The sequence below is a fragment of the Acidimicrobiales bacterium genome (genome assembly GCA_030747595.1).
Taxonomy (GTDB): Bacteria; Actinomycetota; Acidimicrobiia; order Acidimicrobiales; family MedAcidi-G1; genus UBA9410.
Map to the genome: position 1 here is coordinate 96,514 of JASLKK010000007.1, position 15,758 is coordinate 112,271.

General features: G+C 66.6%; 16 protein-coding genes. 3 read left to right on the top strand and 13 right to left on the bottom strand.

The genetic code is table 11. The features are described 5' to 3' along the window. Positions 1–53 precede the first annotated feature (53 nt). Positions 54–815: a dihydrofolate reductase family protein gene (locus QF777_07330; GenBank protein MDP6911363.1), complete on the top strand. Its 762-nt coding sequence runs from the start codon at positions 54–56 to the stop codon at positions 813–815. A gap of 9 nt (positions 816–824) precedes the next feature. Here the strand turns inward: QF777_07330 and QF777_07335 are convergent, their stop codons facing one another. Next, on the bottom strand, positions 825–1,358 hold the full coding sequence (locus tag QF777_07335; GenBank protein MDP6911364.1) for a LysM domain-containing protein: 534 nt from the start codon (positions 1,356–1,358) through the stop codon (positions 825–827). 217 nt (positions 1,359–1,575) lie between these two features. On the opposite strand from QF777_07335, the gene lexA reads away from it, so the two are divergent. Continuing rightward, the gene (gene lexA / locus QF777_07340; protein ID MDP6911365.1) at positions 1,576–2,208 is read left to right on the top strand and encodes a transcriptional repressor LexA; all 633 of its coding nucleotides are present in this window, start codon (positions 1,576–1,578) and stop codon (positions 2,206–2,208) included. A 27-nt stretch (positions 2,209–2,235) separates the two neighbouring features. On the opposite strand, the gene dapE is transcribed toward lexA, so the two are convergent. The 8 genes from dapE to recA all read right to left on the bottom strand — a co-directional run bounded on the left by dapE (position 2,236) and on the right by recA (position 11,375). After that, positions 2,236–3,297 carry a succinyl-diaminopimelate desuccinylase gene (gene dapE, locus QF777_07345; protein ID MDP6911366.1) on the bottom strand — a complete coding sequence of 354 codons (1,062 nt, stop codon included), beginning with the start codon at positions 3,295–3,297 and terminating at the stop codon, positions 2,236–2,238. Positions 3,298–3,329: 32 nt separating this feature from the next. Further along, entirely contained in the window at positions 3,330–4,172 is an 843-nt protein-coding gene (locus QF777_07350; protein MDP6911367.1) for a 2,3,4,5-tetrahydropyridine-2,6-dicarboxylate N-succinyltransferase, read from the bottom strand. Positions 4,173–4,235: 63 nt separating this feature from the next. After that, a complete protein-coding gene (locus QF777_07355; GenBank protein ID MDP6911368.1) occupies positions 4,236–5,363 on the bottom strand; it encodes a pyridoxal phosphate-dependent aminotransferase in 1,128 nt (375 codons plus the stop codon). 4 nt (positions 5,364–5,367) lie between these two features. Further along, on the bottom strand, positions 5,368–6,849 hold the full coding sequence (gene hflX, locus QF777_07360) for a GTPase HflX (protein ID MDP6911369.1): 1,482 nt from the start codon (positions 6,847–6,849) through the stop codon (positions 5,368–5,370). Then, the gene (dapF, locus tag QF777_07365) at positions 6,842–7,693 is read right to left on the bottom strand and encodes a diaminopimelate epimerase (protein ID MDP6911370.1); all 852 of its coding nucleotides are present in this window, start codon (positions 7,691–7,693) and stop codon (positions 6,842–6,844) included. Before dapF ends, hflX begins: the two co-directional genes overlap by 8 nt. A gap of 31 nt (positions 7,694–7,724) precedes the next feature. Continuing rightward, positions 7,725–8,651: a tRNA (adenosine(37)-N6)-dimethylallyltransferase MiaA gene (gene miaA / locus QF777_07370; protein MDP6911371.1), complete on the bottom strand. Its 927-nt coding sequence runs from the start codon at positions 8,649–8,651 to the stop codon at positions 7,725–7,727. 3 nt (positions 8,652–8,654) lie between these two features. Further along, positions 8,655–10,142, bottom strand: a complete 1,488-nt coding sequence (locus QF777_07375; protein MDP6911372.1) for a MiaB/RimO family radical SAM methylthiotransferase — start codon at positions 10,140–10,142, stop codon at positions 8,655–8,657. Positions 10,143–10,241: 99 nt separating this feature from the next. Further along, positions 10,242–11,375, bottom strand: a complete 1,134-nt coding sequence (recA, locus tag QF777_07380) for a recombinase RecA (GenBank protein ID MDP6911373.1) — start codon at positions 11,373–11,375, stop codon at positions 10,242–10,244. Positions 11,376–11,594: 219 nt separating this feature from the next. On the opposite strand from recA, the gene msrB reads away from it, so the two are divergent. After that, positions 11,595–12,038, top strand: coding sequence for a peptide-methionine (R)-S-oxide reductase MsrB (gene msrB / locus QF777_07385; protein ID MDP6911374.1), 444 nt, complete (start codon positions 11,595–11,597; stop codon positions 12,036–12,038). 13 nt (positions 12,039–12,051) lie between these two features. Here msrB and QF777_07390 read toward each other — a convergent pair whose 3' ends face one another. The 4 genes from QF777_07390 to rimO are packed head-to-tail and all read right to left on the bottom strand — an operon-like array spanning position 12,052 to position 15,756. After that, entirely contained in the window at positions 12,052–12,558 is a 507-nt protein-coding gene (locus QF777_07390; GenBank protein ID MDP6911375.1) for a 2'-5' RNA ligase family protein, read from the bottom strand. A gap of 39 nt (positions 12,559–12,597) precedes the next feature. Then, the gene (locus QF777_07395; GenBank protein MDP6911376.1) at positions 12,598–13,884 is read right to left on the bottom strand and encodes a competence/damage-inducible protein A; all 1,287 of its coding nucleotides are present in this window, start codon (positions 13,882–13,884) and stop codon (positions 12,598–12,600) included. 28 nt (positions 13,885–13,912) lie between these two features. Further along, the gene (gene pgsA / locus QF777_07400; GenBank protein ID MDP6911377.1) at positions 13,913–14,485 is read right to left on the bottom strand and encodes a CDP-diacylglycerol--glycerol-3-phosphate 3-phosphatidyltransferase; all 573 of its coding nucleotides are present in this window, start codon (positions 14,483–14,485) and stop codon (positions 13,913–13,915) included. Beyond that, the gene (rimO, locus tag QF777_07405) at positions 14,482–15,756 is read right to left on the bottom strand and encodes a 30S ribosomal protein S12 methylthiotransferase RimO (protein ID MDP6911378.1); all 1,275 of its coding nucleotides are present in this window, start codon (positions 15,754–15,756) and stop codon (positions 14,482–14,484) included. The genes pgsA and rimO overlap by 4 nt, the downstream gene beginning before the upstream one ends. Positions 15,757–15,758 lie beyond the last annotated feature (2 nt).

Here is a 15,758-nt window from a genome sequence, read left to right on the forward strand (position 1 = left end):
TGATGGTCGCCTGCAGAGTCCGGCGCCACCCCGCCGAGGGCTACGGTCGTCACGTGCGACGAATCCATCCTGAACCGGGCCGCGACGTCGATCCGGTCGGGCTGCACCTCGACGATGATCGACCGGTTCCGCCGGGCCGCCCCTGGGTAATGGTCAACATGGTGGCCTCCGTCGACGGAGCCACCGCTGTGGCTGGACGATCAGAGGGACTCGGGGGGCCGGCCGACCGGCAGGTCTTCCAGACCATCCGGGGATGCGCCGACATGATCTTGGTGGGTGCGGGGACTGTCCGGGCCGAGGGCTACCGGCCACCCCGGTCCCTGAAGGAGACGGTGCCGGAAAGCCGGGCTGCATCGGACCGCTCACGGAGACCCCGTCTGGTGGTCGTGTCGGCCAGCCTGGACCTGGATCCGACGGCGCCACTGTTCGCTGACCGAGACCCGACGGATCCACCACCCATCGTGGCCACCGTCGCCTCGGCACCCGCCGATCGACGGGCCGGGCTGGAACCAGTGGCCGAAGTCATGGCCTGTGGCGAGACCCTGGTCGACCTCACCGGCCTGCTCGCCGTGCTGGACGACATCGGGGCCCGCACTGTCCTGTGTGAAGGCGGACCGGATCTCAACCACCAACTCTTCGCTGCCGGTCTGGTCGACGAACTCTGCATCAGTTTCTCGCCGAAGCTCGTCGGCGGTATCGGCAGGGAGGGCCGCAGCCTGTTGGACGGTCCGCCGCTCGCCGCGGCCACCCGCTTGGTACTGGATCGCGTCCTGACCGAGGACGGTTTCCTCTTCTGCCGTTACCTCGTCTCCTAGCGACTGGCGCTAGCCGACGGGTAAGGCGATTCGCTGGCCCGGTTGGAGGATCGATCCGCCCGCCGCATCGACCAATCGGTCGACTGTGGCCCGTAGGTCCCGACCGTTCGGGTTGATCGACACGGCGATTGACCAAAGGGTGTCACCCGGCTGGACCACGTGGACGATCGGCTCGCCCACCGCGGCGACCGCCGGTGCCCCCGTTGTGCCCGTGACCCGACCAATGAGTTCGCCACCCAACAGGGAGAGCGCCGAGACGAGCAACCCGAGGACCACCGCGGCCAAGAACCGGCGCTGCCGGTAGACCCTCGGGGAGACCGCCGATGCGGCAGGAACCACCCCCTCGGCGGTGGTCTGTCGCCGAACGGCATTCACCACGGCGGGCTCGGCAGCGAAGACGTCGGTGACCAGTCGGTGCACGGTGGCCAGTCGCTCGGCGGGTGCCGGTTCGACCGGCGGGACCACCCGCAGGAGGGTCGGAGACTCGACGTCCGGGAACCGGGGGAAGTCGAGCGGAGGTTGGGAGGCGGTGGCGGTATTCATGAGGACCATCCTTTCGATCGAGTGTGACAACCCCCAGGGAGGGGGTACTTGACACGGAACGTCCGTTCGACGAACATGGTTTCGACGTACACGTGTTCGATCATGAGATGCAGTATATCGAACACCTGTTCGATATCAAGAGATGGCGACGGAGTACATAGCCGGTACGACGAGACCGCACGACGAAACCCACCGTGCAGAGAGAAGGAACCCCGACATGAGCGCCACGGGACTTACCCCACGCCAGCAGGAGATCCTCGAGTTCATCGACATCCAGATCAGTGACCGTGGCTATCCGCCGTCCGTCCGCGAGATCGGCGATGCGGTCGGTCTCACCTCCCCGTCGACGGTGCACTCCCACCTGGCGACCCTTCAGGACCGGGGCTTCATCCGACGCGACCCGAGCAAGCCCCGGGCCATCGAGGTTCGCCTCGATCCGGCGAGCGGTGCGGCGGTCGATCGGGGCTCCGTGCGCCACGTACCCCTGCTTGGCGACGTGGCGGCCGGTACCGGTGTCATCGCCGCCGAGAACGTCGAGGAGTCCCTCCCTCTGCCGGCCGAGTTCACCGGCGACGGCGAGCTCTTCATGCTCCGGGTGCGAGGCGACTCGATGATCGGAGCCGGCATTTTGGATGGCGACCACGTGGTGGCCCGGGTCCAGCAGAACGCCGATGCCGGCGACCTGGTGGTTGCCGGGATCGACGGCGAGGAGGCCACCGTCAAGCACTTCCAGCGTGATGGTTCGGCCATCGTTCTGGTTCCCTCCAATCCGAGCTACGAGGAGATCCGTCGGTCGGCCGACGAAGTCACCATCTACGGCCGGGTGGTCACCGTTCTCCGACGGATCTGACCCGGCAACGCGCCGCCCAGGTCCGGTTCAGGCTCCGTTCAGGAGCAGGTCTCGGAGCACCTGGTAGCAGGACTCCAACGCCGATCGCTCCACCCGCTCGTCCGCCGTGTGGGCCAACGTCGGCTCACCCGGCCCCAGGTTCACCGCGGGCACGCCGTGCTCGGAGAAGAACGCCACGTCGGTCCACCCCAACTTGGCCCTGACCTCCAGACCACCTTCGGTGGCCAGACGCTGCAATAGCGGGTGAGACATTCCCGGGAGGGCGGCTGGCGAGTGGTCGACTAGCGCCACCTGGTCACCGTCGTCCAGGTACGGGGCCAGGACAGAGCGAACATGGGCCTCGGCCTCGTCACCCGTCCGGTCCGGTGCATAACGGTGGTTGATCCGGACCATGGACCGGTCAGGTACAACGTTTCCGGCCACGCCACCTTCCACGTGGACGGCCTGGAGGGCTTCGCGGTAGCGACAACCGTCGATTACCGGCTCCCGGTGCTCATAGGAGCCGAGTGCGGTCAACAACGCACCCAGACGGTGGACGGCGTTGCGACCCATCCACGGGCGAGCTGTGTGGGCGCGGACGCCCGCCAGGGTGACCTCGAAACGCATCGTTCCCTGACAACCCGCCTCGACGGCTCCACCGGTGGGCTCTCCCAGAATGGCCACGTCGCCGACCAGCAGGTCGGGGGCCTCAGCGAACAATTCCCGCAGGCCGTTGTGGGCAATGGCCACTTCTTCGCGTGCGTAAAACACCCAGGTGACGTCGACCGCCGGTTCGGCCACCGTGCGGGCCAGTTCCAGCATCACGGCGAGGCCGCTCTTCATGTCAGCGGCACCCAGTCCCCAGAGGGTGTCTCCGTCGAGTCTGGAGCCAGAGGTTTCACCGGGAACGGTATCGGTGTGTCCACCGAGCACCAGACGATGACCCCGACCGAGGGTGGTGCGGGCCACCAGGTTGTCGCCGATCCGATCCACGGCCAGACCGGGAACAGCTCGCAACTCGGCTTCGAGGTACGCGACGAGGTCAGCCTCGTCGAAACTGACCGACGGGATATCGACCAGTCCCGCGGTCAGGGCTAGGAGATCGGTCACGGGATAGTCCTTCGGTCCGGAGGCGACCCGGCTCAGGTGGTCACGCCGTGGGTGCGCAGGACATCGTTCAGTACCGACTTGTCGTGCCGCTCCCCCGGGTCGAGATACTTGAGAACCAGCACGCACGGCAGGCCGAACTCGCCGCCGTCAAACGTCCTTGGTCGGGTGGCCTGGACGGCCACGCACCAATCGGGGACCATGCCACGGCCCAGTTCTTCGCCACTGGCAGCGTCGATCACCGGGATCGACGCGGTCAGCACGGCACCGGCGCCCAGCACCACGCCATCACCTACTCGGGCACCTTCGGCAACAATGCAGCGGCTCCCGATGAGGCAGTCGTCGCCGATCACCACCGGCACGGCGTTTGCCGGTTCGAGTACGCCCCCGATGCCGACCCCGCCAGAAAGGTGGACATTGCGGCCGATCTGGGCACATGAACCCACGGTGGCCCACGTGTCCACCATTGTGTTGTCCCCCACGTACGCACCGATGTTCGTGTAGCTCGGCATCATCACCACGCCGGGGCCCTGGTAGCTACCCCAGCGGGCCTGGGCGCCGGGCACGACGCGAACCTGGCGGGCTATCCAGTCGGTCTTGAGCGGGATCTTGTCAGCGAACTCGAACGGCCCCATCTCAATGGTCTCCATCTCGGACACCCGAAAGAGCAGCAGGATGGCCAGTTTCAACCACTCGTTGACGACCACGCCGCCCTCCGTGTCGGACTCGGCCACCCGGGCCGCTCCGGTGTCGAGCAGGTCGATAGCGGCGTGGATGGTGGCGACGGCTTCGGTGTCGTCATGCGACAGGCCGTCACGGCCTGCCCACAACTCCTCAATCCGTGCCTTCAGGGCATCATGTGAAGAATCGGTCAGCATCGGGCGAGGCTACCGGTCGGTTTCCGTCGGGCCGGAACCGGTTCCGTCGGATTCAGGTCAGGTTTACGTCAGGCCAGCCCGGGCACGAACTAGAGCCAACTGCTCGTCGGGCACTACGGCGGCGATCCGAACGTGACCGGCTCCGTCGGGACCGAACGTCGTGCCGGGGCTGGTCAAGATCCCCAGCTCACGAGCTAGGGATCGGGTGAGGGCCAGCTCGTCTCCGTCGGGGGCGGTGATCCATAGGTAAAAGCCCCCCTCGGGCATCGAAGCCGACAGACCGAGGGCAGCCAACACCTCGATGAGCGATTCCAGGCGCCGCCGATAGCGGCCGGCCTGCACCTGTACGTGGTCCTGATCCCGCAGCGACGCAGCTCCCGCGGCCTGAGCCGGCCCCGGAATCAGAAAGCCCTGATGTCGTCGGGTCTCGCGTAGGTACCAGACGAGGTCCGGATCGCCGGCGTAGAAGCCGACCCGCAATCCAGCGAGATTGGAACGCTTGGACAACGAATGGACGGCTAGCACCCCGTCCAGGCCGTGCTGTAGCACCGAGCGGGACGGCTCGTGCCACGTGAACTCCACGTAGCACTCGTCGGACACCACCGGAACGCCTCTGCCCCGACCCCACTCGGCGGCCGCCCCAAGGTCGTCGAGCGCACCGGCCGGGTTGCCGGGCGTGTTCACCCATAGGCATAACGCACGCGAGGCGTCGTTCTCGTCGATGGCCGACAGATCGATCCGCCAGTCGGCGGTCATAGGGACCGGTACAGCCCGGCAACCAGCCAAAATGGCCCCCATCTCGTAGGAGGGGTAGGACACCGCCGGGTAGAGGACGGTATCCCGTTCAGGGTTCCGCAGCCGCAGCAGGTGGGGCAGGCCGGTGACCATCTCCTTGGTGCCGACACAGGCTCCGATGGACAACGGGTCGAGCGGTACACCGAGTTGTCGATCACACCAACCGGCGACAGCGTCGAGAAGTTCTGGCGTACCCACCGACGGCGGGTAGGGCCGTGCCGAATCCGGCTCAGCGAGTGCCGCAGCCACCACGTCGGGTACCGGATCGCAGGGAACGCCGCGGGACAGGTCGACTGCTCCCCCGTCGATCGCCGAGGCTGTCCGGACCACGTCGGCTGGAACGTCAAATGGATAGGGCGGAGGAACGAAGCCGGTGGGTTCGGGAACGGAGGTCACATGCTCACCCTGTCACGTCGGTTCCATTTTGGTTACCTGATCCGGAGGCCGGTGATTCAGGGGGTAGATCATCGACCCGAAACTCGGTGAGACGACCGGCCGAGCCCTCGTCGACCCGTACCAGAATGTGCCACCCGTCCTCCGATTCCTTGGTCTCCATAACCTCGCCCTCCCGGTGGGCGAGGGCCAGCACGTCACCTCGCTGATAGGGAACGTGCAGTTCAGCCACGATCGTCTGACGTCGGAGCCGTCGGGCCACTACGGCCAGCATCTCGTCGATCCCCTCACCGGTGGTCGACGAGATAGCCACCGACCCCGGTTCCCGGTCGACGAGTCGTCGGGCGGCCAAGGGTTCCACATCGGCCTTGTTGAACACGTAGAGCTCAGGCACCTCACCGGCCCCGATCTCGTCGAGCACGACACGCACCGCGGCAATGCTGCCCTCCGGGTCAGGATCCGACGAATCGACCACATGGACCAGCAGATCGGCGTCGATTACCACGTCGAGCGTTGACTTGAAGGCTTCGACCAGTTGATGGGGCAGCTTGCGGACGAAACCCACCGTGTCGCTCACGAAGACCGCCTCACCACCCGGTAGTTGCAGGCGGCGGGTCGTGGCGTCCAGCGTGGCGAAGAGGCGGTCCTCGACTAGCACGCCTGCGTCGGTCAACCGGTTCAGGAGAGTCGACTTTCCGGCGTTGGTGTAACCGACAATAGCCACGGCCTGGTTGCTGGTGCGGCGACGGGCTTTGGACTGGGTGGATCGGTTCCGTCGGATCTGCTTCAGGTCGGATTCCAATCGGGTGACCCGTCGCATGAGACGACGGCGATCTACCTCCAACTGGGTCTCGCCGGGGCCACGGGTGCCGATGCCGCCACCCTGCTGACTGAACGTCTTCCCGGACCGGCGGAGCCGAGGCAGGCGATATCGGAGTTGGGCCAACTCAACCTGGGCTCGGCCCTCGGGGCTGCTGGCGTTTTGGGCAAAGATGTCGAGGATGACCGCCGTGCGGTCCAGCGCTGTCCGCTTAAGGGTCTCTTCAAGGTTTCCCTGCTGGGCCGGGGAGAGCTCATTATCGAATATCACGGTGTCGGCATCCAGCGACTCGGAGACCGCTCGTAGCTCCTCGACCTTGCCTTTGCCGATGTAGGTCGCCCGGTCCGGGGTGTCGCGGTGCTGAAGTACCCGGGCCACGGGGTCGGCCCCCGCGGTGTCGACCAGGCGGGCCAGTTCATCCATGGACGCGTCGGTGGCTTCAGGATCGGCTCGACCGAGGGTGACGCCGGCCAGCACGATGCGCTCCCGGAACGTCCGGTCGATGAGGCCGGTGGCCTCGCCGCCGAACTCGCCGAAGGCACCACGGTGCGAGTCGTCGTCCCCGTCACCTGGAATATCGTGGGGCTCCAGCGGGCCCATTGGTTCTGATGGTTCCAGCGGCGCCAAGGGCTCCGTCGACTCGAGCGGGTCCGGCGACTGGTCACCCACGATGGGCGTTCCCGTCGTCGAGATCTGCGGTCCAGATCGCCGGCCCGGTCAAGCGGATGGGATCGCCGACGGCCACGGTGGCCGAACCACCGGGCATCTGGACCTCAACCACATCGTCCACGAGACCCCGACCGTGGGCCACGTGGGCCGCTGCGCAGGCACCCGACCCACAAGCCTCGGTGAGCCCGGCGCCCCGCTCCCACGGTCGTAACCGGATAACCGAGCGGGTCTCGACGACAACCAGGTGGACATTGCAGCCCACCGGCGAGAAATGGGCTTCAATGGCCGGCCCCACAACCCCCAGATCCACCGCCTCGGGGTCATCGACCATGAGTACGAGATGGGGGTTCCCGAGGTTCGCACTATCGGCGTGGAGCACCTCTACGCCCACTAGGCCTAGGTCTAGACCGTCGCAGGTCGGGCCGGGCCCGGCGACGCCCATCTCTACGGTGGCCAGCACCTCGATAGCCGTCGGGTCGCCGCGGACGGCAACATGACGAGAACCCGCCGCCGTGTCGACCACCACCTCGAGGTCAGCGACGCCATCACGACGAGCCAGAGCCTGCCCGAAGCAGCGTAGGCCGTTGCCACTTACCTCGGCCCTGCTCCCATCGCTGTTGAACAGCGTGAACACGGGGCGGCCGTCGACACCGGTGGTGCCGAGAACGAGCCCGTCGGCGCCTCTCGAGGATGCTGCAGGGGTGGCGGCGATGCCAGTCGCCCGGTCACAGAGACGGCGCGCCATCTCGGCCCCGTCGGCGGGAACCTCGTCGACGAATCCGATCAGGAAATCGTTTCCCAGACCGTGGTGGTGAGTTAGGCGCACGACGACATTCTTCCCCACCCCGGCGTCAGACTCTCGCCAGATTCGCCCACTACACGCCAACCTGCGCAGCGTCGAAACGGTCGAGGACCTGATCGAGGACCACCATTGGCTCGTCGCCCACGTCGAACCACTCGATTCTCGGGTCCCGTCGGAACCACCGGTCCTGTCGGCGGGCGAACTGCCGGGTGGCCGCCATCGCCTCATCAACCGCCTCATCCAAGGTGCATTCGCCTCGCAGGTGAGACAGCAACTCCCGATAGCCCAATGCCTGAGCGGCCGATCTCGACGGCCCGCCGGGAAGGTCGGCTAGACGGCGAACCTCGTCGAGGAACCCTTCATCCATTTGGCGGCGGTAACGGTCAGCGATCCGTCGGTCCAACAGATCACGATCGACCCGGAGGCCCACCTGGGTGAAGGGGGTGGGCGGGTAGGCATCCAGTCCCGGTCCAAACGACGAGAACGGCCGACCCGATCCGATCGAGACCTCGAGCGCCCGAATCACCCGGCGACGGTTTGTAGGCTCCATTCGTCGTGCGGCCAAGGGATCCAGCTCGACGAGACGAGCGTGCAATGCGGTGGTGTCGGACTGAGCATTGAGGTCTGAGCGCACATCGGCCCACTCACCTGGGATCTCCAAGTCGTCGACGACGGCTCGGACGTGGAGCCCGGTCCCCCCGACCATCAACGCCCGACAGTTCCGAGCGGTGATGTCACCAATGGCCGTTTGGGCCGCCTCTTGGAACATGGAGACCGAATAGTCTTCGTTGGGATCGACCAGATCCAGCAGGTGAATGGGAACCTCGGCCCGCTCTGCGGCCGTCGGAGACGCCGTACCGATATCCATACCCCGGTATAGGGCCATGGAGTCCATGGAGACCAACTCGGTGCCCGGGCGATGCCGGGCCACCTCGAGGGCCAGAGACGACTTGCCTGAGGCCGTGGCCCCAATGATCGCGAGATGCCCGTTGGGCTGCACCGATCAGGCCGAGGCGACGGGAATGCGCCGGCGATGTCGGGGCGGTGCGGTCACCTCGACCAACTCACCAAGCAGGTAGTGGGTAGCGGCGTCTGTGATACGGACCGTGGCGTAGGCCCCGGTCCGCAGCCCGTCTCCGGCCGCTAGGTGCACGAGCTTGTTCTGGCGGGTCCGTCCGGTCACCTGGTCGGGCTCCCGCTTCGCCGGGCCCTCGATCACGACCTCTTCGGTCCGTCCGATCCGAGCCCGGTGGGTAATGGTGGCCGATCGCTTTAGAACACGCTGGAGCCGCTCGAAGCGGTCGACGCACACTTCATGATCCACGAAGTCTTCCACCATGGTTGCTGCCTCTGTGCCCTCCCGTGGCGAAAAAACGAAACAGTAGGCCGAGTCGTAGCCGGCCTCGGCCACCACCTCGAGCGTGCGCTCAAAGTCGTCGCCGGTCTCACCGGGGAACCCCACGATGAGGTCCGTGGTTACGGCCAGGTCGTCGATCCCCATCCGGGCAGCTTCGAGGCGTTCGAGGTACCGCTCGGCCGTGTAGCCACGGTGCATGGCAGACAGAATTCGATCACTGCCCGACTGGAGGGGCAGGTGGAGGTGCTCGCATACCTCCGGGGTGTCGGCCATGGCGGAGATCGTCTCGGGACGGAGGTCCTTGGGGTGTGGGCTGGTGAACCGGACCCGGCGGATCCCCTCAACAGCACCACTGGCCACCAACAGGTCGGCAAAGAGCGGTCTGGCCCGACGGGTCGGGTCGGCCGTCCAGACCGCTCCCGCCTCATAGGCATCGGCCGGTCCCGCATCTATGCCGCGAAGTCGCAGCGTCAGGTCACGTCCGTAGGAGTTCACGTTCTGGCCAAGCAGGGTGATCTCGCTGACCCCGTCGGCAGCCAGGGCCGCCACCTCGTCCACCATCTGCCCAAAGGGTCGGCTGATCTCGGGCCCCCGCACCGCTGGCACGATGCAGAATGCGCAGCTGTTGTCACAGCCGATCTGAATGGTCACCCAGGCCTTGTGGTCAGCGTCCCGCTGGGCCGGTAGCGCCGAGGGGAAGGAATCGGCGTCGTCGCGAGCCGTCTCCTCAAGGATCTCTATCACCGGGCCGTGACCACGCGCCTCGGCCAGAAGTTCGACCGCCCGGTGGACGTTGTGGGTACCGAAAACGACATCAACGTGTCCAGCCCGCTGCTGGATGAGGTCACGGTCCTTCTGGGCCAGACAACCTCCCACCGCCACCTGGACATCGGGCCGTTCGGTCTTCAGAGCTTTTAGGTTGCCGAGGGCGCCGTAGAGCTTGTTGTCGGCGTTCTCCCGGATACAGCAGGTATTTAGAACGATGACGTCTGCCTCAGCCTCCGACTCGGCGGGGACCATCCCGTCGGCCTCGAGAAGACCGGCGATCCGTTCGCTGTCGTGCTCGTTCATCTGACACCCGTAGGTACGCACGGCGTAGGACCGCACGACGGTCTGCTCGTTCGGGGATGTCACGGAAGAAAGGCTACGGCCCCGACACCATCCCCAGCCCGCCGAAGCGGAGAGACGTTGCCGAGGCCGACGAGCCAGCGACTTGTCAGCCCTTCAGGGAGATCAGGTGTCCAAGGAGATGGGCAGATCGTCGACCTCGGAGAACTCCTCACCGCCGAGAGCCACTGCATCGGCTCCCACTTCGACAGCCTCGAGCTCCTCGGACTCTGCTGGCTGGACCTCCCGCCAGACACGGTCGGTGATCTCGACCATGACCTCGGGGTTGTCGAGCAGGAACTTCTTGGCGTTCTCCCGGCCTTGGCCGAGCTGTTCGCCCTCGTACGTGTACCAGGCACCCGACTTCTTGACGATGCCCAAGTCAACTGCCAGATCAACCACCGAGCCCTCGCGGCTGATGCCCTTCCCGTACATGATGTCAAACTCGGCCTGGCGGAACGGCGGGGCGCACTTGTTCTTGACGACCTTCACCCGGGTGCGGTTGCCCACTACCTCGACACCGTCCTTGATCGCCTCGATACGGCGGATGTCGAGACGGACCGACGAGTAGAACTTCAAGGCCCGTCCACCCGGCGTGGTCTCCGGCGAGCCGAACATCACGCCGATCTTTTCCCGCAACTGGTTGATGAAGATGAGGATCGTCTGGGACTTGTTGAGATTCGAGGTGAGCTTGCGAAGAGCCTGGGACATGAGCCGGGCCTGCAGGCCGACATGGGAGTCGCCCATCTCACCCTCGATCTCGGCTCGTGGGGTCAGGGCGGCCACCGAGTCGACGACCACCACGTCGAGCGCCCCGGAGCGGACGAGCATGTCGGCGATCTCGAGAGCCTGCTCGCCGGTGTCGGGCTGGGAGATCAAAAGTTCGTCCACATCGACGCCGATGGCTCGAGCGTAGGTTGGGTCCATGGCGTGCTCGGCGTCGATGTAGGCACAGATGCCTCCATTGCGTTGGGCTTCGGCCACCACGTGGGTGGCCAGCGTGGTCTTGCCCGAGCCCTCCGGCCCGTAGATCTCGACCACCCGGCCCCGCGGAATGCCCCCGATGCCGAGAGCCAGGTCGAGGGCCAGCGCCCCGGTGGGCACTGTCTCGATCGACATGGAGCCCTTGTCGCCCATCTTCATGACGGCACCGGTGCCGAACTGCTTCTCGATCTGACCTAGGGCCATGTCGAGTGCCTTGGTGCGCTCGGATCCAGCCTCAAGTGCTCCGCCGCTCATCGTCCTGCCGTGCTTTGCCATGTGGTGTTCTCCAGTGTGTCTGTCGGCCCGGTGGCCGGTTCCAGTTGATCTGTTGTCGAGTTCGGGGTTGTTGGCGGTGAACTTAGGGATGGCCTGTGACAGCGTTTCTGAAGTTGCTCCTGAAGCGGGCTTCAGGAACGCTTCCCTTTGAATAACAGGAGTGTATTTCCGAACAGGCGTTCGATGCAAGCACTCGGCCTTTCGAACTACCGTCAGACCATGGAAACCCGCACCGGAGACCCGAACCCCGAGCAGAAGCGAGCCGCCCACGCGGCCGCCAACCCAGATCTGGCCGAGCGGTTGGACCCCATGGCCTGGCACTGCACCCAGGAGGCGGGCACCGAGCGAGCCTTTACCGGCACCTACTGGGACGAGAAGAGGGCTGGCACCTACCGCTGTGCGGCGTGTGACGCCGCGGTGTTCGACAGTGACGCCAAGTTCGACTCGGGTTGCGGCTGGCCTAGCTTCACTGCGCCGGTGCCCAGCGGCCCCGATGGCGCTGTGGTCGACGCCCGGACCGACTCGAGCCGCGGCATGGTCCGTACCGAGACCACCTGTTCATCGTGCGGCGCCCACCTCGGTCACGTGTTCCCCGACGGCCCCGGCCCTACCGGCGACCGGTACTGCATTAACTCGGCCTGCATAACCCTCGAGGAGCGTTGACTCGACCACCGGATCATCCGCCCAACGGGAACGCGGCGATCACCTGGTAGACGGCACCCTCGGGCAACGTCCGACTTGCCATCAGGAGCACCTCATCGACCCGGAACGAAACGGTCACCGGTGATCCGACCGAGCCGGACGGGAGTTCGTCCCTGAAACGACCCAGCGTCAGGTGCCCGACAAACGGGCGATACCCCCGGGGGGCGATCTCCACCGGCTGGTCGAGATGTTCGGTGGCCGCCACCATCAGGGCCGCCAGATCGTCGCAGCCTTCGGCCGGCACCATCACCACGCCATCTCCGAGCAGAGCGGTGGCCGGACCGAGCCTCACGTCCACCGGAGCGATCTCGCCCCACGGGGCTGCGGCAAGCACCGCCGCCACCTCGCCGGGATCAGCGTCACCCAGAAACCGGAGGGTGACATGCCACTGGGCCCGTGGCAGCCAACGCAGCCGGGGCGCCTCAGGCCGAAAAAGCTGATCGAGCACGTCGGCTGCCTCGGTCGACGGCCGTACGGCCACAAAGAGGCGCACGGCGACCTAACTCGCCGAATCTGCCGGTCAGGCGTTCCGACGGGCCAGCAGGCGGATGCGGAGCGCGTCGAGGACCGTGATGACGGTGAACTGCCGGATGCGTGTCCGGTCGAACGGCCAACGGGTCCGAACCGCCTGGACTTCGCCGTCCACACAAGTGGCCATCCACACGGTGCCCGGTTCCTGGCCCTCCTGCGGGTCGGGTCCAGCCACGCCAGTCACGGCCACCGACACGTCAGCCCCCAGGCGTTCGCACGCCCCGAGCGCCATGGCCCTCACGGTCTCCTCGGATACCACCGGCCCCTCGGGCACGCCCAGTAACGACCGCTTCACTTCGCCGTCGTAGGCGACAATCGACCCCATGAAGGCCCGGCTGGATCCCGGCACCTCGGTCAAGCGGGTGCCGATCATGCCTCCGGTCAGTGACTCGGCGGTGGCCAAGCGAAGCCCCTGTGCGACCAGCAGGTCCAGCACCACAGACTCCATGGTCTGGTCGTCCACACCGAACACGATCGGTCCGGCAATAGCCCGCACGCGGGCCTCGCCGTCGGCCAGTAGCGCATCCACCTCGGCGTCGGTGGCCGCCTTGGCCGTGAGCCGTACCTTGAGCCCCTCCATGCCACTGGCCAGAAAGGCAATGGTGGCCCCACCGTCACGGTCGATGCGATCGATCTCGTCGGCCAGGTCCTCGGCCAACCCCGATTCAGACCGCCCCCAGGTACGAAGAGTGCGCGATCGTATGACGCTCGAGATGCCGGCCCGCCGCTTGAGGTCCGGGAGGATGGTGCCCTCCACCATCTGGTGCATCTCCCACGGCACACCGGGCACCGCGTACATGACCTTTGGACTGTCGTCACCATCGCCATCGGCGTCACCGGAAGAGGGGGCGCCCACCGGGCAGACCAGTCCCGGGGCCGTCCCCGGCATCTGGTCGATGGTCCGGGCCCCCACCGGTACGTCCGCCTGACGCAGGTTGTTGGCCGGCATTGGACGCCCCCGACCGCCGAACACAGCCTCGATTCGGGCCACCAACGATTCATCGCGCACGAGCTCCACGCCGAGTAGCTCGGCGATCACGTCACGGGTGATGTCGTCTTGGGTGGGCCCGAGGCCACCAGTGACTATCACCGCGTCGGACCGCTCCAGAGCCTCGCCCATGGCAGCCAGCATGCGGTCCCGGTTGTCCCCCACCGAGGTGTGGCGATGGCAGTCAATGCCTGCCAGGGCCAACTGCTCGCCGATCCACGCCGAGTTCGTGTCAACGATCTGACCCAGCAGGAGTTCGGTGCCCACGGCGACGATCTCGCAACGCATGCCCTGCTCCCCTCCCCGACCCGGCCGCTCAGGCCGACTTGGCGCCCGTGGCGCTGGTGGCCCGACTGCCGTCCAGCAAATACTGCGCGCCCGTCATCAGGGTGAAAGCCACGGCCAGCCACAACAACACGCCGACCACCAGGTCGGCGTCACGCAGCGGCGGCAGCACGGCGACCAACAAGGCAGTGCCCTGCACGATGGTCTTCCACTTGGCCGACTGGCGGGCCGGCACGGCCAGGCCGCGACGAGCAAACCACAGGCGGTACATCGTGATGACGGCCTCACGGAAGGCCAGCAGAGCCACCGGTACCCAGTGGTAGCGGCCGACCATGCCCAAGCAGACGGCCACGCCAATCACCACGACCTTGTCGGCCAACGGATCCAGGAAGGCCCCCCAGCGGCTCACCGTGCCACGGCGGCGGGCCAGGATCCCGTCGAAGTAGTCGGTGGACGCTAGGACCACGCCGAGCACGAAGCCGGCCCACGTCACGCCATCGACGTCCCGGGCGTCGAGTACGAAGGCGAACAACACCGGGGCCAGTAGCAGCCTGGCCAGAGTCACCAGGTTGGCCGGCGAGACCACGGTACGGACGTGCTTCACGCTGCCACCGGTCCGAGTGCCATGGCCTCCAGGTCGGGCCCGAGGGCTCCGGTCACCGTCACAGACTGGAAGGTACCCACCGCAAGGTCCTCGGGCACGGACACCACACCGTCGATCTCCGGCGCCTCGCGGTGAGTGCGTCCCACGCCGGGCTCGTCAACCAGTACCTCGACGGTCCGGCCAATGAGTTCATCCCGGCGATCGGCGGTGATCCGGTCCTGGATCTCGGTCAACTCGCCGAGCCGCTCGGCCATAAGGCCGGGGTCCACCACGGCGTCCAAGTCCGCCGCGTAGGTGCCTTCCTCGGCGCTGTAGGCGAAGAATCCGCACCAGTCGACCTGAGCCTCGACCACGAAGTCGAGCAGTGCGTCGTGATCCTCCTCGGTCTCGCCGGGGTAGCCGACGATGAAGTTGGACCGGAACGCCGCCTCGGGTTCACGTGCCCGTATCGCCTCGATGCGCTCCAGGAACCGTCCGCCGTCACCCCACCGGCGCATGCGGCGCATGAGCGGCGACGACACGTGCTGCAACGACAGGTCGAAGTACGGCACACCGGTGACGCACACGGCGTCCACCAGGCGATCGGTGAGCTCCGACGGATACAGGTAGAGGAGTCGCACCCGGTCGACCCGGGCGGCCACCGCCTCGACGAGAGGGACAATGGCCTTGTCGCCCACGCCCTGGTCACGTCCGAAAGCCGCCAGGTCTTGGGCCACAAGGATGATCTCGCGGGCATCCAGGGCGTCAACCTCAGCCAGCACATCGTCCATGGACCGGCTCCGCTGCGGTCCACGGAATGTGGGGATGGCGCAGAATCCGCAGGCCCGATCGCAGCCCTCGGCCACCTTCACGTAGGCCCACGGCCGATCCGACGCCGGGCGGGGCAGGTTCAACAGGTCGAACAATGGGGCGGTCTCGGGCTGGATGCCGCTGGACGGCTTAGGTCCCAGCGTGACGGGCACGCCAAAGCCGGCCACCCGGTCAACCTCTGGGAGCGCCTCGGCTAGTTCGTCGCCGTACCGCTCGGCCATGCAGCCAGTAACCACTAGACGGGCACCGTCACGACGCTTGTCTGCCAGGGCCAGCACCGTGTCGATGGACTCTCGGCGGGCCTCGTCGACGAAGGCGCACGTGTTGACCACGATCAGGTCGGCCTCGCCCGCACCGTTGACGGCCTGCATCCCGTCAGCCGCCAGGGTGCCGGCCAACTTGTCGGAGTCGACCTGGTTCTTGGGGCAGCCCAGCGTCACCAGGTGGTAGGTGCCGGTCATTG